General features: G+C 70.5%; 14 protein-coding genes, 3 tRNA genes and 1 pseudogene. 7 read left to right on the top strand and 11 right to left on the bottom strand.

Translation table 11 applies throughout. The features are described 5' to 3' along the window. The 3 genes and pseudogenes from ACOJUF_RS15905 to ACOJUF_RS15895 all read left to right on the top strand — a co-directional run. Positions 1 to 217, top strand: a pseudogene (locus ACOJUF_RS15905) (TetR/AcrR family transcriptional regulator); the annotation flags it as partial. A gap of 49 nt (positions 218 to 266) precedes the next feature. Then, a complete protein-coding gene (locus ACOJUF_RS15900) occupies positions 267 to 3,044 on the top strand; it encodes a LuxR C-terminal-related transcriptional regulator (protein ID WP_420122803.1) in 2,778 nt (925 codons plus the stop codon). A 76-nt stretch (positions 3,045 to 3,120) separates the two neighbouring features. Next, positions 3,121 to 4,485, top strand: coding sequence for an FAD-binding oxidoreductase (locus ACOJUF_RS15895; protein ID WP_420122802.1), 1,365 nt, complete (start codon positions 3,121 to 3,123; stop codon positions 4,483 to 4,485). Positions 4,486 to 4,511: 26 nt separating this feature from the next. Here the strand turns inward: ACOJUF_RS15895 and ACOJUF_RS15890 are convergent, their stop codons facing one another. Beyond that, on the bottom strand, positions 4,512 to 5,276 hold the full coding sequence (locus ACOJUF_RS15890; RefSeq protein WP_420122801.1) for a PrsW family glutamic-type intramembrane protease: 765 nt from the start codon (positions 5,274 to 5,276) through the stop codon (positions 4,512 to 4,514). Positions 5,277 to 5,631: 355 nt separating this feature from the next. On the opposite strand from ACOJUF_RS15890, the gene ACOJUF_RS15885 reads away from it, so the two are divergent. Together ACOJUF_RS15885 and ACOJUF_RS15880 are read left to right on the top strand one after the other, a co-directional pair. After that, on the top strand, positions 5,632 to 6,066 hold the full coding sequence (locus ACOJUF_RS15885; protein WP_420122800.1) for a nuclear transport factor 2 family protein: 435 nt from the start codon (positions 5,632 to 5,634) through the stop codon (positions 6,064 to 6,066). 140 nt (positions 6,067 to 6,206) lie between these two features. Further along, positions 6,207 to 6,740, top strand: coding sequence for a phenolic acid decarboxylase (locus ACOJUF_RS15880; RefSeq protein ID WP_420122799.1), 534 nt, complete (start codon positions 6,207 to 6,209; stop codon positions 6,738 to 6,740). A 12-nt stretch (positions 6,741 to 6,752) separates the two neighbouring features. On the opposite strand, the gene ACOJUF_RS15875 is transcribed toward ACOJUF_RS15880, so the two are convergent. The 8 genes from ACOJUF_RS15875 to ACOJUF_RS15840 all read right to left on the bottom strand — a co-directional run bounded on the left by ACOJUF_RS15875 (position 6,753) and on the right by ACOJUF_RS15840 (position 16,318). After that, entirely contained in the window at positions 6,753 to 7,559 is an 807-nt protein-coding gene (locus ACOJUF_RS15875; RefSeq protein WP_420122798.1) for a hypothetical protein, read from the bottom strand. Beyond that, complete coding sequence (locus ACOJUF_RS15870; RefSeq protein WP_420122797.1) at positions 7,559 to 12,454, bottom strand: LamG-like jellyroll fold domain-containing protein; 4,896 nt, start codon at positions 12,452 to 12,454, stop codon at positions 7,559 to 7,561. The genes ACOJUF_RS15875 and ACOJUF_RS15870 overlap by 1 nt, the downstream gene beginning before the upstream one ends. A 240-nt stretch (positions 12,455 to 12,694) precedes the next feature. Further along, a complete protein-coding gene (locus ACOJUF_RS15865) occupies positions 12,695 to 13,693 on the bottom strand; it encodes a hypothetical protein (protein ID WP_420122796.1) in 999 nt (332 codons plus the stop codon). 56 nt (positions 13,694 to 13,749) lie between these two features. After that, complete coding sequence (locus tag ACOJUF_RS15860) at positions 13,750 to 14,238, bottom strand: hypothetical protein (RefSeq protein WP_420122795.1); 489 nt, start codon at positions 14,236 to 14,238, stop codon at positions 13,750 to 13,752. 746 nt (positions 14,239 to 14,984) lie between these two features. Then, positions 14,985 to 15,061, bottom strand: a tRNA-Phe gene (locus ACOJUF_RS15855). 38 nt (positions 15,062 to 15,099) lie between these two features. Continuing rightward, positions 15,100 to 15,173 (bottom strand) — tRNA-Asp (locus tag ACOJUF_RS15850). 44 nt (positions 15,174 to 15,217) lie between these two features. Continuing rightward, positions 15,218 to 15,290 (bottom strand) — tRNA-Glu (locus ACOJUF_RS15845). Between the two features lie 95 nt (positions 15,291 to 15,385). After that, positions 15,386 to 16,318, bottom strand: a complete 933-nt coding sequence (locus ACOJUF_RS15840; protein WP_420122794.1) for a lysophospholipid acyltransferase family protein — start codon at positions 16,316 to 16,318, stop codon at positions 15,386 to 15,388. Between the two features lie 100 nt (positions 16,319 to 16,418). On the opposite strand from ACOJUF_RS15840, the gene ACOJUF_RS15835 reads away from it, so the two are divergent. Continuing rightward, positions 16,419 to 16,910, top strand: a complete 492-nt coding sequence (locus ACOJUF_RS15835; RefSeq protein ID WP_420122793.1) for a methylated-DNA--[protein]-cysteine S-methyltransferase — start codon at positions 16,419 to 16,421, stop codon at positions 16,908 to 16,910. Positions 16,911 to 17,025: 115 nt separating this feature from the next. On the opposite strand, the gene ACOJUF_RS15830 is transcribed toward ACOJUF_RS15835, so the two are convergent. Then, positions 17,026 to 18,078: a serine aminopeptidase domain-containing protein gene (locus ACOJUF_RS15830; protein WP_420122792.1), complete on the bottom strand. Its 1,053-nt coding sequence runs from the start codon at positions 18,076 to 18,078 to the stop codon at positions 17,026 to 17,028. A gap of 47 nt (positions 18,079 to 18,125) precedes the next feature. Between ACOJUF_RS15830 and ACOJUF_RS15825 the strand changes: the two genes are divergently transcribed. Continuing rightward, positions 18,126 to 18,707, top strand: a complete 582-nt coding sequence (locus ACOJUF_RS15825) for a TetR/AcrR family transcriptional regulator (protein ID WP_420122791.1) — start codon at positions 18,126 to 18,128, stop codon at positions 18,705 to 18,707. A gap of 21 nt (positions 18,708 to 18,728) precedes the next feature. Here the strand turns inward: ACOJUF_RS15825 and ACOJUF_RS15820 are convergent. Then, positions 18,729 to 19,581: aldo/keto reductase (locus tag ACOJUF_RS15820; RefSeq protein WP_420122790.1), on the bottom strand; the 853-nt coding region annotated here is incomplete at its 5' end.

Genomic DNA, 19,581 nt, shown 5'->3' with positions numbered 1-19,581 from the left:
ACTCCGGGCCGGGCTGGTGGCCAGCCAGCTCGTCGGCCTGGCCATGACCCGCTACGTCTGGCGCCTCCCGCCGATGACCGACCTGCCCGACGACACGGTGGTCACCCTGATCGGACCCACCGTCCAGGGCTACCTCACCGGACGCCTGGCCATGTCGGCCGACGACGGGTCGACCATGGGCGCTCGATCGCTCCGTGATCCGACCGGGTCCGCTTGAATGAAGTGTCGGCCGACAGCGGAAAGGGCATCCCGTGTCCAGTGAATCGGTGGAACCAGGCACCATGGATCCGTCATCCGGTTGGCGATCGGCTGCGGATCTGGCCGCGTCGGCGTTGCCGCGGGCTCGATCGGGTGAACCGACGACGCTGGTCATCACCGGCGAGTCCGGCATGGGAAAGTCGACGCTCCTGGACGAGGTCGCGCGGCGAGCCCAGGGCTTCACCGTCGTGTCGGCCGAGGGCCTGGACGGTGACGTCGATCCGTATGCCAGCTTGGTCGGATGGGGCCTGTCCATCGACCGCGCGGACCCGCGAATCTCCTCCCCGTTCCTCATTGCCCAGGAGATCCGCTCGGTTCTGGACGCCATCGGCCCGGACCAACCGGTGCTGCTGCGACTGGACGATCTGCAATGGGCCGATCCCGAGTCGGTCCAGGCGTTGATCGCCTTGATGCGGCGGATGTCCGGGGATCGCCTGCTGCTCATGGTGGCCACCCGACCCCTGGGTGACCTGCATCCGGAGTGGCAACGCTGGGTGGACCGGTCCGATCGGGTCGTGCGGGTCTCCCTCCAGGGGTTGAGTCTGGCCGAGGCGCAGGAACTGGCGCAGCGGCTGCAGCCCGGGCTGCAGCCATCGGATGTCCGGATGCTCTGGGAGCACACCGGACGCAATCCGCTCTACCTGACCGCGCTGCTGTCCGAGTACGACCGGGCCACCTTGGTGGGCAGCCGGGTCGCGCCGGCACCGGAGCAGTTCGCCCGGATCACCCAGCAGCATTTGGCCCGGCTCGGCATCCCGGCCACGCGCATGCTGCGTGCGGTCGTCGTCCTGGGGGCCGGATGGGTCCCGCTCACCGATGCGGCGAAAGTCGCCGGCGTCGCCGATCCGGAGGCGGCGGTGGATTCGCTGACCGCCGCCGGGCTGGCGGTGATCCGCGACCTGGCCGGCGGCGCCGAGGTGCGGGCGGCCCACGCCCTCCTCCGGTCCGCGGTGTACCAGCAGGCACCGCTGCCGGAGCGACGCGAGATGCACGCCCGCGCAGCGAAGGTCGTTGGGCCGCGGGACGCAGTCCTGGATCATCGGGTGGCGGCCACGACGGGATACGACGACGCCCTGGCCGAGGAGCTGGCGGGTTTCGGCTGGTCCTGCTACGACCAGCAACGCTACCGTGATGCCGCCAAGTTCCTTCGTCAGTCTGCCGGCCTGACCTCGGATGTCGACCGGCGGGAGCGTCGCTGGCTGGACTCGCTGTACCTGGGGGCGGTGGCGGGTGACTTCGTCGCCGTCCGGACGGAGTTCGACCGCGTCCGGCTGGCCCGGGATGCCGGCCGGCGCGCGCTGGTGCTGGGCGCAACGGAGATCCTCCAAGGCGCTCCCGTGCTCGGCGTGCAGATCTTGGCGGCGGACCCCGACCTGCTGGGCGGGCCCCCGGGCGACGATCGTGACCGCGCCCGGGTCCACTACCGCCTCCAGGCCCTGCTTGCCTGGGCCAGAACGACATCCGGCGCCGCGACGGACCTCGTCCTGACCGGAATTCAGCAGTGCGCCGAACTCGGCGTCACCGACGCGGCGATGACGCCCATGCTCAGATACGCCTCTGCCATCGTCGCGCTCCGGGTCCAAGGCTCTGAGGCGATGCTGGCCACCCTGCCACCCCTTCCCGATGATCCGGCGGCGGTACCCGACGATCTGGCCCCCCTGGTCGGGGTCCGCGGAATGATGCGGATGTTCCGCGGCCAGTTCGATCTGGCCCTGCGGGACCAGTTGGTGACCCAGGCCCGAATTGCCGCCGGGCGGGAGGCCGAGGCCTCACCCGGGGGAGTCCACGCCTTCCTCGGCTACCTGTACTGGTGGACCGGTCGCTGGGATCTGGCCCGGGTCCACTTTCGCCTCGCCGTGCAGAGCGCCCGAGGCGAGGCACTGCCCACGGTGGGTGCGGTTGTCATCCTGGACGGCGCCGGGCGAGGCGAGTTCGCCGAGACCGATCGCCTGTTGGGTCGACTGGAGTCGCGGCTGTCCCAGACCCCCTGGCCGGAGCCGATCGCCCAGATCCTCGAGGTCGCGGTGGTGCGGTTGCATGCCGAGGCCGGCGCCGAGACCGCCCGCGCGGAGCTGCTGCCCAGCTACCGCGCCCGCTGGCCCACTTCCCTTGACATCGGCCTGCAGTCGGTGCACGGCCCCCTGATGGCGGCCCCCGTCCTCGCTGCCATCTGGGCCGACGACCTGAAGCAGGCCGAGACCTGGCTGCAGCTCGTCGATGCCGGGCCCGACGCGCCGGCGTGGGCCGCTGCCGTGGCCGATTGGTTGCGTGCGCTCATGGCCGAACGGCGGGGCGACCAGCGAACCGCCCTCGACTTCGCCCGCCGAGCCGCCGACAGCGGCGCGCAGGCCGTTCCGTTCTATCGCGCTCACCTCCTGTCCGATCAGGCCCGTCTCGAGCTGATCGCCGGAGAGCGGAGCCGGGCCTCTCGGGCTGCCGCCACCGCGCTGGACATCTACCGCCGGCTGGGTGCCGAGTCCTACCTCGACCGCCCCCACCTGCGGCTCGACGAGAGCGACCCGGACGGCGGCAGGCCGAGCGAAAACGGGGCCGAGCCGGTCACCGTGTCGCTCCGCGTCCTCGGCGCCCGGTTCGGTCTGTCCGACCGCGAACTGGACGTGCTGACCCTGCTGGCCGGCGGACTGAGCATGAAGCAGATCGCCCAGGAGCTGTTCATCACCACGAGTACCGTCAGCTTCCATCTCGGCCGGATCTACAGCAAGGCCGGCGTGCACTCCCGCCATCAGCTCACCGGAATCCTCCGGGCGGAGTCGATGTCCGCGTGAGGGGCCACATCTTGTGCGCCGTCGGATCGCACGTCTCGCCCGTGCGTCCACCTGACACCGCAGGAGTGAGACACCGATGACGTCCATTGCGCACCAGCTCCGGGCAGCCGGGGTGACCCGGGTGGTCGGCCCCCAGGATCCCGGGTACACCGAGGCCACGGCCGGCTTCGACACGGCGGTGACCATCGCTCCCGATCTGGTGGTCGTGGCGGACACCGCAGCCGACGTCGCGAGTGCGGTCGCCGTGGCCGCCGATCACGGCGAGCGCCTGACCGTCATCGGATCAGGACACGGCCGGCTCGCGAACGTGGGCGGCGGTATCGGGCTCACCCGGCAACGATTCGGGTCGGTCGAGGTCGATAGCGGCGCCCGCCTGGCCCGCATCGCGGCCGGCGCGACCTGGGAGCCGGTGCTGGCCGCGACCGCGCCGCACGGGCTTGCCCCGCTCTGCGGGTCGGCCCCCGGCGTCGGCGTGGCCGGCTACCTGCTGGGCGGCGGGCTGGGGCCGCTCGCCCGCACCTTCGGGTTCTCGACCGACCGCGTGCGATCGATCGACATCGTCACGCCGGCCGACGGTCCTCGGACCGTCACGGCCGACTCGGATCCGGACCTCTTCTGGGCGTTGCGGGGCGGCAAGGGCGGCTTCGGCGTCGTCACCGCGGTGACCGTGGAACTGCTCCCACTCACGACCGTCTACGGGGGAGGGCTGTACTTCGACGCGGCCCATGCGTTCGACGTGCTGACCTCGTTCGCCCACTGGTCACCGGCACTCCCCGAGTCGTCCACGGCATCGATTGCGCTGCTGCGGCTCCCGGCCCGCGATGCCCTGCCCGAGCCGATCCGCGGGCGCATCGTCGTCCACCTCCGGTTCGTCAGCACGGACATACCCGCCGACGCCGAACATCAGCTCGCGACGATGCGCCGTGCGGCGACGCCCGTGCTCGACACCATCGGCAAGCTGCCGTTCACGAAGATCGGCACCGTCCACGGTGACCCGACCGGCCCCATGCCGGTCGCGAACGGCTCGAAGGCCCTGGCCGGGCTCGGCGAGGACACCGTGCGGGCCCTGCTGGCCGTCGTCGGCCCGGCCACCGAGGCGCCCCTGTCATCCGTCGAGATTCGCACCCTGGGTGGTGCGGTGGCCCGGCCGGCCGCCGCGCCGAACGCGGTCGGGGGGCGATCCTGCGCCCATCTGCTCAATGTCTATGCCGCCCCGAATCCCGCGCTCGGCGACGCCGAACGGTTGGCCGCGGTGCGATCGGCGCTCGGTGCCGTCGTGCCGTGGCATGCCCCGACGCAGCTGATCAATTTCGTCGGTCGCGGGAACGATCCCGACGACGTCATCGGCGCGTGGACTCCCGCGCAGAACGACCGGCTCGATGCCGTCCGCAGGAGGAGCGATCCGGCCGGGCTGCTCCCCTTTGCCCGGCACGGCCGCTGACGCCGCCGGTGCGGCTTCGAGCCGTCCTATGCGCCGCGGACAGCAACGACAGAGGCGACGCACCACATTGCGGACAGGCTCATGACCGAGAGCACGAGGTATCCGCCGGTGTTGCTCGAGTCCCACAGAGAGTGAATCAGCACGACCGATGCGAATGCGCCGAGGAAGACGACGATCGCCGCCATCGACCATCGGTGCTGGACCGCGTACCCGAGCGCGCAGCCGGCCAGGCCAGTCCAGGCAATGTGCGTGGCCGGAGCAAAAAGCCCACGATCCCAGAGAATGTCGTCCACATCGGACAGGGTGCTCCCCGCGTGGACGATCGCGGCTGCGGAGTAGCCGAGCGTCTCGATGACGGCGAATCCACCCCCCGCGGCCATACCGATGATCAACCCGTTGGCTGCATTGCGCCGGACCAGCAGCAGGGCGGCGAACGGGACGATGAGTTTGCATCCCTCCTCGATCATGGCAATCGCGATTCTCGACAGTTCGCCGGACACAACCTGAAAGCCATACTCGCCGAGGCCCGCCAGGACCACGCCGACCACACCGCCGACGGTGGCGATCACGATCAGGTGCACAGGTTGCACATCGAATTCGGCGGACATCCCATCGGTGAAGCTGACAACGGTGGCGGGGAGAATCAGCGCCCCGACGAACAGGTACGCCGGCCACAGATGTGGATTCCCGGTGATCTGGCACGCCAGCCGGGTGAGTACGAACAGTGCTACCCCGACGGTCAGGACCCCGAGCCACATGTACCGCCGCGAAATCGGAATGCGGACCGTCATGTGCGCACCCTACCGCCGGCACCGGTTCGGCCGGTCGCAGATGGTGCCGCGGCCCCCTCGACGCGGGCACGCCGGGCTGCCGCCCGCCTGCTCCGGTGATCCTGTCAGCGACGCGGCTTCTCGATGCGGACAGCCGATCGCCGGGCGCCGTTCTTCCGGTCGGGTCGCACCATCCGGACGGCGCGTCCGGGTCCGGTGGTCCCGGTGGTCCGCCGACGATCCTGTGAACTTCGCACAGTCGCATCGGGGGCAACGCGAGACACGATGAACAAGCAGTGACACGAGCACATCACGGGTGACCGGCCGTGCGCCGCCACGACCGTCGCAGTGACCCTGGACGAACGGAGAGAAGATCATGAGCACGATCACGCAGCCGATGGAGAGGACCTCGACTGAGGACGTCGGGACATTCCTCCGCGACTGGTTCGAACGGCTGGCGGAGTCCGGTTGGACGGCTGATGTCTTCCTGGCCCACCTGTCGAAGGATCTGGTGTGGACGGCTACCGGTTCGTCGCCCGTGTCGGGGACCTTCCACGGTCTGCAGGCCTACGCCGATGGCGTCTACCGCAAGCTCGATGAACGGCTGGAACGATGGCCCACCCCCAAGGTCGAGCGCATCCTGGCCGACGGTCAATGGGGTGTCGTCGAGTTCACGACGGCCGGCGGTCTGGGCAAGAACGGTACGGACTACAACATGCGCTATTGCTGGCTGATGCACGTGACCGGAGACAAAGTCGACCAGGTCATCGGATACTACGACCAGCTGAAGGTGGCCGAGCTCTTCCGGTGATCGGCTCGGGGTGGTCGGTACGACGAACACGCCGACCACCAACGCGACCGGTGCGGGACCATCTCCGTCTCCTCATGATGATTGCCCGACCACGCGTGCGCCGCGGCCATGAATCTTGTGACATCCGAAAGGAAGCACCGATGACTGTCTCGAACGCTGATCCGCAGCCCGGCGAGCGATCGACTTCGTGCCCGGAACCGCCTGTGCAGGTTCTCTCCGGAATCGTCGGGTACCGCATCGTCTACACCTACGACAACGGCTGGACCTACGAAACGTATATCAAGAATGCAACGACGATCGACTACCACGTGTACACCGGCGACGTGGGCGGCCGGGTCGTCAAGGGGCAGCGCGTCGATCTGGTGCAGTTGGATCACGATCACTTCAAGCTCTCGTGGACCGAACCCACCGGAACCTGCGTGGCAGTCGACTATCTGCCGGTCACACGCAGGGTGCACGGCAGCACATTCTTCCCACAGTGGGTCGTCCAGGACGCTTCCAAGATCGCCATCTATCAGAACGACCATCTGGACGACATGCGTCGGTTCCGGACAGCCGGTCCGACCTACCCGATCGAGGTGATCACCGAATTCGGCAGCATCGACTCCTTCTCCTTCGTCGGTGTCGATGACGAGACCGTGATTCCAGCGCCGACCGAATCGGCAAGCGACTGACCGCGACACCGATCAGCGCTCGGCGCCGGACGAGTCTGGCGCGCCGGGCGGAGCTGGGTCGTCAGATGCTTCGACCGGCGGCGACCCGGCCGCGACCGCATTGCGGCGTGCCCACAGGGTCAGCACGCTGCCGGCGATCAGCGCGCCGATCGCGGCGACGAGCATGCGGATCGCGTCGAATCCGGTGGAGGCCAGCGGCGACCCGGCACCCGAGTCGCCGGCTCCGCCCGAGTAGCCCGGATACCCGGAGGATGAGCGGGTGGTGGGCGCCGTCGCTGTCGATGCCGCCGAGGACGGCAGCGACGACGAACCGCCACCGGAGGGCGGTGGCGTGCTGGATGTCGTGGCCGAGGTGGAGGTGGTGGTCGTTGGCGTCGTGGTGGGGGTGGTCGGTGTCGTGGGCGGAGGTTCGGTGGCGCCGAAGACCAGCACCAGCCGGTGCAGCCCGGTGGGCCGGCCCCATTGGGCCAGGTACGCGGTGCCGGACGCCAGGACGTCCTCCCAGCGGACGTCGCTGCGCCTCCAGATCCGCTGGTCCGGGTCGAAGCGGTGGACCGCTCCGTCCGTTTCGAGGGCCCACGCGTGATCCGGCCGGTTGATGGCAAGGTCGGTGGGGGAGCCGAAGAGCCGGGGCAGGTTCGGCGGGATGACCAGGGGAGCGGCGGTTTGCCGTTGGGCGGCCGCGTCATCGACCGGGCCGACCAGGCCGACGACCCCGATCGCGCCGAGGATCCCGGCAGCGCTCGCGCCCAGCTTGAACGCCTGGCGTCGGGTGTAGCCGGTCGGGGCGGCTGGAGCGATGCCGATCGGAGCGGGCATCAGGCACCGTCCTCGACGAGTTGGACCACGTTCGTCGCGAAACCGAGCAGGCTGTAGATCTCGGTGACGACCATCATGGTGACGTACTCCACCAGCTCGTACTCCTTGCCCCCGAGGATCAGCAGGATCTCCGACACGCTGTACAGACCTTGAAAGATGTTGGCGGTCAGGGCAAGTCCCTTGGCCTTGCCGGCATTGAGATACCCGCTCGGCCATATGGGGGCATAGACGGCGGAGACCACGATCATGATGACCCCGAAAAGGGTGTCGCGACCGGCCTGTTCCTGCCACGTCTCTTCTTGGATGATGCCGATCAGGTTCCAGAGCAGCGGGGCGGCCTGGATGCCCCAGTAGATCCAATCCTGAGCCGCGAACGCCGACCAGCCGAACTGGACGACCATGGTGACCGCCCAGTCGATGAAGTCGGCGACCAGGTCCAGAGGGTCGAGCCAGTCGTCGTCGTTGTCGGGGCTGTTGATGGCGACGGAGTAGGCGATGACGTCGGCCACGGTCGCGAGGGAGTCGAATGCGCACCCGACGATGCCGAGCAGGATGCGTCCGGCGAGCACCGCCTGCGGATCGGTGGCGACGGCGCCGGTGGTGTCGTCGGTGGGGATGGTCGGTGATCCGGTCAGCACACCGAGCAGGATGGTGCCCGGGATGGCACCGAGCAGGCAGGCCAGATCAAGGAAGGTCAGCTCGTCGCCGTGGGTGATGGCCTTGTACAGGTCGGAGACGAAGGGAATGCTGATCGGAGTGTTCAGATAGCTGATGATCTGCTGCAGGATCGTGTTCGCCATCGCGAGGTAGTCGGCGGCGATCTGCTGCGCAAAGGTGACGAAATCGTCCCCGAGGACCTCAAAGAAGCCGATGATTTCTGAGATCCCGGTGCTGACAAAGGTCTTCGGATCCTTGAAGCTGTTGCTGGCCTGATGCGCCTGCTGGCTCACCTGATCCGGTAGACCGCTGAACGATGCGTCGAGGGCGGCCAGCATGGCGGTCATGAACCGGTCGTGGGCGGCGACGACGGCGCCGCTGTCCCAGCCGCCGGTGAGCAGACCGGTTGGGGTCGGGCCGACTGTGATGCCGCTGCTGTTCTCGTTGACCTTCTGGCTCATCCAGTGGCACTGGGTGGAATTGTTGGTGCCGCCGTAGTTGTACATCGCATCCGGGTCGTTGCCGCCCGCCTGCGAGTTCTGCACGGTCTGGCCGCTGGCGGATGTCGCGGTGGTGCCCATCGACGAGGAAGCCTTGCCCGACAGTTGGGCCAGGATGCCGCTGGTGTCGCTGCCACCGTTGACCTCGCTGCCGAGCCAGGTCAGCATCCGGTCCACGATGCCCGGGTTGGCCGGGTCGGTCGGGTTGGAGATCGAATTCCTGATGTAGGCGTGGTTGGCCAGGATGTTCTTCCAGTTGAACAGTGCGGACAGCCACTGGATGACCTTGCGGATGTCCGCGACCACGCTCTTGAGGAATCCGACCACCGCGGTGACCGCATCCTCCAGGGTGTGGATGACCAGGTCGTACTCGTTCTCGGCCGTGTGAATCACGGTCTGGACGGCGTTCTCGGTGAACTGCCACGCCAGCTTGGCCACCTTCTCGGCGCCCTTGACCACGTTGCTGACGAAGTCCTTGATGTCGCTGAAGATCCCGCCCACCGGCGGGGCGCCGGTGGCTACGGCCGGCGGCGGGGTCGGGTCGTAGGTACCGGCGGTATACACCGGCAACCCGCTGCTCAGATCCACGGTGAAGGTCGTGTCGGAGCCGGGCACGTACGGCCGGGTCGCGGGCACGGAGGCGTCCGCCGCGTACAGCGCTACCGGCAGCACCATCCGGGGCGACACGTGCCGGTTGAGCGGGGATGCTGCGGTCAGGGCGGTGGCGCCGACCGAGCCGCTGTTGCGGGTGCCGACCGTGTTCCGGATCGTGGAGGCGATCGCGGTCAGGGATGCGGAGTCCTGGTACTGGGACAGGATCACTGGCGTGCCGTCGTACCCGGTTGCCTGGTCCAGGTAGGACGGGGCCGGCCCGGTCGCCACCACCGCGTCCGTGGGAGTGGGGCCTTGGACGGTGGACAGGGTGGTCAGCTGCTCATGGTCCGGGTAGATGACGACGGCCTCGTCGGCGGCCATGAAGTTCGCCCATGCGTACAGCGGTGGACAGGCGACGTTCGGGTTGCCCGAGGGGGTTCCGTCGTCGAACGCACTGACTGCCAGGGTGATCTCGCCGGAGCCGTCGGTGGTCAGCCACAGCGGGGTGTCGGGTCCGATCGGGACCGTCGCGGTGCCCTGATTGACCAGGTACAAGGTGCCCGCCGACCACAGCTTGACCGGCTGCTGGGGGCGGACCATGCCCAGGGTGTCCCGCAGGGTCAGGGTGATCCGGTAGGAGGTATCGCTGCCGACCGGGTCCTGGCTGGTATCCGTTGGTATGTCGTAGTTCTCCACGATGAGCTTGCTGTTCACGGAGAACTCGTGCACGACGTTGGACATGTTGACCGCGTAGACGGCCAGCTGACCGTAGAAGTAGACCACCCCGTTGGTCACCCCACCCTGCACGAACAGGATCGTGTCGGCCTGGGGGATCTCGTAGCAGACCGCGTCGTTACCCAGGCTGTTGGAGTCGACCGCGAAGAAGGCCGGCGGGTTGCTCTCACCGTCGCCCTGAGTCGCGAAATACAGGATCCCGTTCTCGTTGACGACATCGGTGATGATCGCCGAACCGGCCTCCAGCCGCCACTGCTCGGCGCCGGTCGCGGTGTCCAGGGCATACAGGTTGCCGTCGGTGCTGCCCACGAAAAGGGTGTCGCCGGCCACGACCGGGCGACCGACGACTACGGGAGTGCTCAGTGCGTGTGACCAGGCCTGGCTGCCGTCGGTCGCGTTCAGCGCGACGACCGTCCCCCCGGTGGGCACGAAGAGGGTGGTGTCGGTGGCGACCGGGTCGGCGGTGACCGCGTTCGCCGTCGGAACCGACCACAGGCTGCTGGCCGGATCGCTGCTGCCGATCGGCACGGCCGTCACCGACGACGCCGAATCCGATGTCACCAGACCCAGGTAGGCCACCGTCTGGTCCGGAGAGATCACCGGCCTGGTCAGGTAGTCAGTCTCGGCCGACGGGTCGAGCGTGAAGGCACCGATCGCATGGCCGTCGGCAGTCGAGAACCATTGCAGCTGGACCATCTGCAAGGTGCCGAGGGTCAGCTGCACGCCTGCATAGACGCTGCCGCCGGCGACCGTCGGGCGGCACTGGAACGTGCTTTCCGGAATCAGCGGAGGTGTCGCCCATGCCGGTTGACCGGAGGCGAGCGAAAATGCATGCAGCTCGGCCTGATTCAATCCGAGAGCCGATGATTGGATGCCGACATAAGCACTGACCTGGTCCATACCGACCGCGGCGGGGATGACGGGCGATGCGATGTCGCTGACGGCGATGACCTCAGTGGACCACGACACCGAGCCGTCCTGGAGGTCCAGCATTCGCAGGTACGGGCTGGTCGCTCCGGTGGTGCCATCGTTGTCCGTGCACAGCACGCCGGCGGAGCCGAGCATCGGCCCGACGGGAGTGACCCCCGGCGTCTGGTACACCCACACCTGTTGGGGTTGCGGCTGTTGGGGCTGCGCCGCTTGGAGCACCGCGGCGGCGCCGCCGAGGGTGCCGGTCGTCGAGTCGACGATGTTGACCGGCACCATCGTCGCTGGTTCGGACGGGTTGCAGGTGGACAGGTCAACGAGAATCCCGAGCCCGTCCTCGGTGCCGGACAGTGCCGTCCACCGGTACGAGGAGATCTCGCTGGCGCTGCGGGCGGCCGTCCAGATCCGCACCCCGCAGAGCGACCCGTTGAAGCCCTGCTCGGTGAGGGTCGCCGACCCGATCCAGCATTCTCCGGTCATCGCCAGGTTGTCCGGGATCTGCACCGCGTCGGCGGTCGGGGTGCCGTCCTTGTAGAACTGCACCCATCCCGAATCGAACGTGACGGCGACGTGGTGCCATCGGCCGTCCGAGATCGTTGTGGTGTCCGTCGACACGTACGACTGACCGGCGCCCCACCGGAAGCCGAGCTGGTCCCCGCCGGCGTAGTAGAACCCCGGGCTGGCCACCCCGTTCCCGATCTGGCAGGTCACCAGCGCCTGCGCGGTACCGGAAACCCCTCCGGCGGGGGACATCTTGAGCCAGCACTCGATGCCGGCGGCGGCGCTGGTGGCGTTGGGGGCCAAGTCGACCTTGACCCGGTCGTCGGTGGCTCCGGTCAGCGTCAGCACGCATTGCGGCGACGGGAGATCGGTGCTGATCACCGTTGCGTTCAGGATCTGGCCGCTGTAGCCGCCGGCCAGGTTGATGGCCGTGCCGGACGCCTGGTCGAACTCCGACGCGATCAGCAGCCCGCCTTCTGTCCCGGTCAGGACTGCCCACCGGCCGTCGGCGATGTCGTCGGCGGACCGTGCGGTCTGCCAGACTCGCACGTCCCACATGTCGCCGATGAAGCCCGCGGCACCTCCCCACAGCGAACCCAACTGCATTTGCCACAGCTGGTTGCTGATCGAGGCGCTGACGGTCAGCGAGTCCGCGGTCGCCACACCGTCCTTAAAGAAGGTCACCGCGCCTGAATCGAACACGATCGCGATGTGGTGCCACTGTCCGTCGGTCACCGGCGTGCTGTCCGCCGACAGCAGCCCCGCGCCGCCCGGCTGATCCCAGTAGACCTCGATCTGGTCGTTCTGGAGGATGATCATCGGATGCAGCGGGACGGCATCCGAGTCGCCGGCCTTGAGCACGGCCTGCTGCCCCGACACCGTCGTGCGGATCCAGAATTCGAACGTCGCGGAGTCGGTAGAGATCGGGTTGTTCGCGTTCGGATCCAGCGGCAGGAGGGCTGAGCTCGCACTCGCGTTCAACCTCAGCGCGGAACCCTGCGGAGCCCTGCTCGACGCGCTGCCCACCAGTCGGGGGCGGGGAGCCTGTTCGGCCCGCGCGAGGTGCGGCAGGACGCCGGCCCACGCCGGCCCGGCCGCGGTCGAATTGATGACGGACAACGATCCTCCACCTCATTCATGACGGACTTCACTCAAGTGGTGACCTCTGGCCGATGTCAATGTCACCGCCGGGACGCGTCGACCCATTCGCGACGGCACCGGTTACGACGTCACCCAGGTGAGCGTCACCGTGCCGTCCGTGCCTCGGTACTGGTCCGGCGCGGGTGCGACGACCACGTTCTCGGCGACCTGGACCCACACCGCCGTCGACCCGGCCCCGCCGCCCCCGCCGCCGCCGTGGGTTCCGTCCGGGGTGGTGACGCCGCCATTGCCGCCGTACCCACCCTGGAATCCGCCGCCGCCACCACCACCGGTGCCGTTCGGCCGCTTGCCGGCACCGCCCGCCCCGCCACTGATCTGCTGATTGCCGGCGTCCGCCGGCATACCACCGCCACCCCCGCCCGGGCCGCCACCGTCGGTGCCGCGGAGACCATTCCAGACGATGTACTGCGGATTGCCGTTGTCCGTCTGGAGTGCGGTCCCGGCCTTGCCGCCGGCACCGCCGGTCGCCGGTCCTCCGTCGTCGGTGGCATCGCTGCCTCCACCGCCACCCCCGCCGGCGATGACCACGGTCTGCAGGTCGTCGTTGCCGACCAGGGCCTGGACGGTGGTGGCGCCGCCACCGCCGGCGGCGCCGACCGGCCCGTCGGAGGGACCGCCGTCACCTCCGGCGGCGCCCAGGCCGCCCCAGCCGCCCGCACCTGCGGACATGTCGCCCGCCAGCCCTCGACCACCCACCGACACGATCAATGGTTGATCGGGCGTGACCGGCAGTGGCGTCACCGTCGTGACCTCTGCGCCGACGCTGCCGTTGCCGGTGGCCCCGGCTCCGCCACCGCCGCCGACCGCATCAATGGTCACTCCGGTCACCCCGGCGGGCACCCGGACCTCCCACGATCCGCCGGAATAGCCGATCGTGGCGGGTGCCGGAGCGGTGGCGGTATCAACGGCTGACGAGGCCACCTGGGCGACGGCCTGCGGGTCCGGTCCGGGCGCGGCGCCGGCCGAGCAGCCGGCCAGGCCGACCGCCAGCCCTCCGCACAGCCCCAGCACCATCCGACGACGCCGTCGACCAACGATGTTCATTTCGGATGCGCGCATCGCGGGCACGGTCCCTTCGTAGTATTCGGTGGCTCCGCCCCGCGGGGCGGAGCGGATCACGGGGTGATGGTCAACTTCACGGCGGTGGTGACCACGGTCGGCACGTTGGGCTCGCCGGACTGCTCCGCGGAGACCGCGTAGAACGGATAGCCGGCGGCGTCCGGCGCGACCGTCACCATGGTGGGCACCCACACTGCCGAGAGGTTGCCGGACGCATCGGCATTCGTCCGGTATTCGTCGTCGGGCTGCGGCTTGCCCGGACCCTGGTCCTCGGTCAGGACGACCGTGATCGGTTCGTTCGGGGTGAAGCCGCTGGCCTCGACCACGATTCCCGTACCCCAATCGCCGGCCTTGAAGGTGGTCGTCGGCACGGTGAGGGGCACGACCTTGACCTGGTCGGCATTGCTCGGCCCCGGCGCCGACGAGCTGGCCACGGCGACCTGCTCCGGCGTGCTCGCGGTGCCGCAACCCGACAGCGTGACCATGGTCGTGCCCGCCACTGCGATCCCCGCCAGGCCGATCCAGAACCTCCGAGTGAATGACATGGTGAACCTCTCAACGTCGTGGCGGCCTCGCCGGTAGGGTGACCAGCCCATCGTGGATCGCCGGACGGCAGATCCGGCTGTGCGTAACTCACAGTTCTGGCCCGCCGGGCCGTGGCCCACGCCTCACCTGCTCACGGTCGACGCACCGACCGCAGTGATGTCGCCGGCGTGCGAGGTCATGGACACGGTCCTCGGACTCGCAACCGCAACCCCTCGTCCGGGATCGCCCGATCCGGGCGGCTCCGGACCGGGTCCGGGGGTGAGTCGTGTCCACCGATCGAGAGAAGCCCGAGCGGCCCTGCCGCTCGGCGTGCGCGCACCCAGGTGTCGTCGCGGCCGGCACGGTCCGCCTGTCGGGGTGCCTCGGCCGGCGCGCCGGCTCGGCCCTGCCACCCGTCGACGATGCCGCGCCAACCGCGGTCGACCTCGCACCGGTCACTCTCGGCCGTACCCTCCAGCACGGCATGCCCGAAACGCTTGCCCTGCGGTGGCCGGGGCAGGATCCTGGGCCTCAACCTCGGCCTCGGAGGGCTGTCGGTCGGCACGGTCGGCGAGGGCCGCGAAATTTCGAACGTGGTCCCCGGGGCGCTCATGTCGCGCCCATGCGCCGGGAGGCGGAAAGGATACCGCCTCAGGGCTTTCCCGGCGCGCCCGGATTCGGAACGGAGCGTCCCCGCCGGTCACCCACGGGCCCGAGTACGGGTGGGCCGGGGCGGAGCGGAGACCTGCGTCTCCGCAGGTCATGCTGGTGGCCAGGGCCGGGATCGAACCGGCGACCTTCCGCTTTTCAGGCGGACGCTCGTACCGACTGAGCTACCTGGCCAGCACAACGGCCCGGTCCGAGTAGACCGGGCCGCACTGCGACCCCGACGGGACTTGAACCCGCGACCTCCGCCGTGACAGGGCGGCGCGCTAACCAACTGCGCCACGGGGCCTCGTGCTGGACTCTTCCTCCGACCGAAGTCGGGTGAAGAACCCGTACCCCCAACGGGATTCGAACCCGTGCTACCGCCTTGAAAGGGCGGCGTCCTAGGCCACTAGACGATGGGGGCTTGGCCTTGGAACCCAGCCTCCAACGGCGACCGTTGGGAGCCTCGAAAGCATACGGCACATGGCGCGGACGTCCAAAACGGCCCTCGGGCGGGTCTTACCCGTCCCGGAGCGACGGTGCGTCCGGGCCCTCCGGGGGGTGTCCGGCCGCCCGATCGGTGCCTGAATCGGTGGCTGCTCCGGCGGCGGGCCGGCCGGCCGGCCCGGCGTCCGTGTCCGGCCCGGCGCCGGCCGCGGGGTCGGACGGGGGGTCGGACAGGGGGTCGAACGGGAGGTCGGACGGAGAGTCGGTCGGGGAGTGGGCCGGAGAACCGGGGCGGGGATCGAACGGGGCGCCGCGGGCCTGCTCGGTCAGTTCGGTGATCCGAGCCATGATCACCGCGGTCGCCGCGCGCACCGCCGCGGTCTCGTCCGCCCGGCCGGCCCAGCGGGTCAGGTCCAGCGGGCGGCCGACGATCATCCGGACCGCGTGCCGGTGCCACAGGTGCGTGGTGCCCGGCCGCGGCCCCCACATGCCGACCGGCACCACAGGCACCTCGGGGTGGCTCAGGGCCAGCCGGGCGGCGCCGGTCTTGCCCGGCCCCGGCCGCAGGTCGGGCTCCCGGGTGCGGGTGCCCTCGGGGTACAGGCACACCACGTGGCCCCGGTCGAGGGCCCGGCCGGCCGCGGCGAGCGAATCCGCGGCCCGGGCCGTGCCGCGCACGACGGGGATCTGGCGGGCGGCCCGCATGATCCGACCCACGACGGGCCAGGTGAACACCTCGGCCTTGGCCAGGAAGTGCGGAAACCGGTGGTGCCCGGTGACCAGCCGGGCCATCGCCAGCGTCTCGGTCTCGGACAGGTGGTTGGCGACGACGATCACCGGGCCGGCGGCGGGGATGGACGTGCCCCGCTCGAAGTGGACCCGATGCACGATCCGGGCCCCCAGGGCGATACCCAGGAAGCCGATGATGGTGCGGATCGGCCGCTCGCGGGGCCAGTGCACGGCCTCCAGGACGCGGGGGCGGCGGCGGGCCGGGGGATCGGTCATCCGCCGATCCTGCCAAGGCCCGCGGCGGCGGGGGCGGGCGGCGACCTCACGGAGCGGGTCGGCCGGGCGTCGTCCAGGTGTGACCACGCACAATCGAACCGTGTACGCCGTCCTTGCGACCCCGGTCGGGGACCTGACGATGGTCGGCGACGGCCGGGTGCTGCGCGGCCTGTATTTCCCCGACCACGCCCGCCGCCCGGCGATCGAGACCTTCGGCCACCGGGACGACCTGGCCTTCACGGACGCCCGCCGGCAGCTGGCCGAGTACTTCGCGGGCGAGCGCACCGCGTTCGACCTCCCGCTCGCCCCGCCCGGCAACGAGTTCCAGCGGTCGGTCTGGCGGCTGCTCGGCACCATTCCCTACGGCCGGACCCGCAGTTACGGGCAGCTGGCCGCGGAGCTCGGCGACCCCGGCCTGGCCCGGGCGGTCGGTGCGGCCAACGGCCGGAACCCGATCTCCATCGTGGTGCCGTGCCACCGGGTCGTCGGGCACGACGGGTCCCTCACCGGGTACGCCGGTGGCCTGGAGCGCAAGGCGTTCCTGCTCCAGCTGGAGCAGCCGGCGGGTGCTCGGCCGCCGACCCTGTTCTGATCCGCCCGGGGGCCGCCGGTGGATGTTCCGCGGTCGGTGCCGGGAGGTTGTTGCGGGTCGGGTTCGGGGTGGTTGCGGATGCTCGGCCGGGCTGTGACCGGCGGATGGTCCGCGGTCAGTGCGCGCTCGACCCGCCCCCCGACCCGCCCGCGCCCACGGTGACCGCGGCGTCGCCGCGGGGGGTCGGGCGGCCCGGGTCGCGCGGCACCGTGGACGGCGGCACCGTGGACGGCGGCACCGAGGACGGTGACACCGAGGACGGCGACACGCTGGACGGCGACACCGCGGGCGGCGACGCGGGCGGCAGCGGCTCGGCCGGCGGGGCCGCGGCCAGCCGGGGGAGCAGCACCGACTCCCAGAGCGGGTGGGCGGCCTCCCGGAAGAAGCCGTGATGCCCGACCCGCGGCACCCCGGCCGCCACCGGGTCCAGCCGCAGGCGCTCGACGGCGGTCCCCCGGTAGAGATCGTCCATGGCATCGACCGCGGCCACCGTCAGCAGCTCGTCGTCGGTGAACCAGACGCTGGTCAGCGGGGTGGTGACGTGCGCGACCCGTTCGCGGATCCGCGGGACGTCGGCCTCGAAGTAGCCGGGGGACAGGCACCAGCGCCGCCACTGCCGCATCACGCCGGCGGGCAGGTCGCCGATGATGCCCAGTCGGCGGCCGGGGAAGTAACCGGCCGCGGCGATGGCGGCCGGCGCCAGGGTGTGCCAGAGCAGCGGGGCCCGCCGGCGGACTTCCGGCACGGTGTGGCGCCAGTACCCGTTGCCGCTGGCCACCACGAACGCCCGGTCGACCAGGCCGTGGTGGGCGAACGGCAGCACCTGGCCGCCCAGACTGTGCCCGAGCCAGGTGACCGGCCGGCCGTCGGCCGCCGTCACCAATGCCTCCAGGGCGCTGGCGGCGTCGCCGGCCCACCGCACGATGTCCGCCGACTCGGCCTTCAGCTCGGCCACGCTGCCCGTGCCGCGGTAATCGAACGTCAGCGTCAAGAACCCCGCCGCGGCCAGCCAGCGGGCCAACGGTCGGTAGAACGCGGCCGGGGTGGCCATCGCCGGCGCCACCAGCACGGCGCCCCGCGGATCGTCCGGGACGAACCAGCTCACCCGCAGCGGGTGGCCGTCGTCGGCGGCGATCGTCTCGCTATAACAACTGTCATAGAGGCTCATGGGCAGAGGTTATGACAGTCGTCGTATTCAGGCAATACACTTTTCCCATGCCCACCGACACCCGCGCCCGGATGGTCACCGGCGCCGCCCGGATGATCAGCCGCCGCGGCGTGGACGCGATGAGCCTGCGCGAGCTGGCCGAGCAGGAGGGCGTCCCGCTCGGGTCGACCTACCACCACTTCCCCGGCGGCAAGGCCGAGCTGGTGGACGCGGCGGTGAACCACGTGGGCGACCGGGTCGCGGAATCCATCGCCGGGACCCGGGGGCAGGGCACGGAGCACATCGTCCGGTGGGTGCTGCACGCCTGGCGGCGCATCCTGATCAAGAGCGACTTCCGGGCCGGCTGCCCGGTGCTGGCCGCCGCCGTCGCCAAGGACGAGCGGCATCGGGACACGGCGCGGGCGGTGTTCGGCCGGTGGACCGACGGGCTGATCGACGTGCTCATCGAGGACGGGGTCCCGCCCGTCCGGGCGCCGTCGGTCGCCCGGACGATCATCGCCTCGCTGGAGGGCGCGGTCGGGCTGGCCCGCGCGTTCGGGCAGATCGGTCCGCTGGACGACGTGGAGGCCGAGCTGATCCGGCTGGTGGCCGCGGCGGCCGGCGAACCGGCGCCGGGGGCCGGGCGGTGAGCAGCGGACCGCCGGCGGGCGCTACTCGCGCCCGGCGGAGATCCAGTCCGGGGCGGCGAAGCTGAGGTTGCGCCCGCCCCTGGTCAGGCTCGCGACCTCGTCCAGCCGGCGCCGGGCGGCCGCGTCGAGCCGCACGGCGGTGGCCCCCGCATTCTCGGTCACCCGGGCCGGGGAACGGGTGCCCGGGATCGGTACGACCGGCAGTCCGAGCGCCTCACCCCGGGCCAGCAGCCAGGCCAGCGCGACCTGGGCCGGCGTCGCTCCGATACCGGCAGCGACCTCGCGGACGACGTCGACCACCTGCTGGTTGGCGGCGAAGTGCTCGACGAACCGCGGCTCGGCGGCGAGCATGCCGGATGCGATCTTCTCCGGGGTCATGGTTCCGGTGAGGAAGCCGCGGCCCAGCGGGCTGTAGGGCACGAAGCCGGCCCCGACCTCCCGGGCGGCCGGCACCACCTGCGCCTCGACGTCCCGCGACCACAGGCTCCACTCGCTCTGCACCGCCGCGCTCGGGTGCACCGCGGCGGCCGCCCGCAGCTCGTCGGCGGTGACCTCGGACAGGCCCAGATAGCGCACCTTGCCGGCCGTGACCAGGTCGGCCATCGCGCCGACGGTGTCCTCGATCGGCACGTCCAGGCTGCGGCGGTGCAGGTAGTACAGGTCGATGACGTCGACGCCCAGCCGCCGCAGCGAGGCCTCGCACGCCTGCGCCGGGTAGGCCCGGTCGCCGCGGGTGCTCGCCCCGCCGCCCGGGCCCGGGCGCAGGCCGGTGATGCCGAACTTCGTGGCCAGCTGGACCTCGGCCCGGCGGTCGGCGAGCAGCCGGGCCACCAGCTCCTCGTTGGTGCCCGCCGGCCCGTCCGTGCCGGGCCGC

The organism is Nakamurella sp., from assembly GCF_048594475.1.
Lineage (GTDB): Bacteria > Actinomycetota > Actinomycetes > Mycobacteriales > Nakamurellaceae > Nakamurella.
The sequence above is the reverse complement of the archived record's forward strand: the minus strand, read 5'-3'. Positions and strand labels throughout refer to the sequence as shown.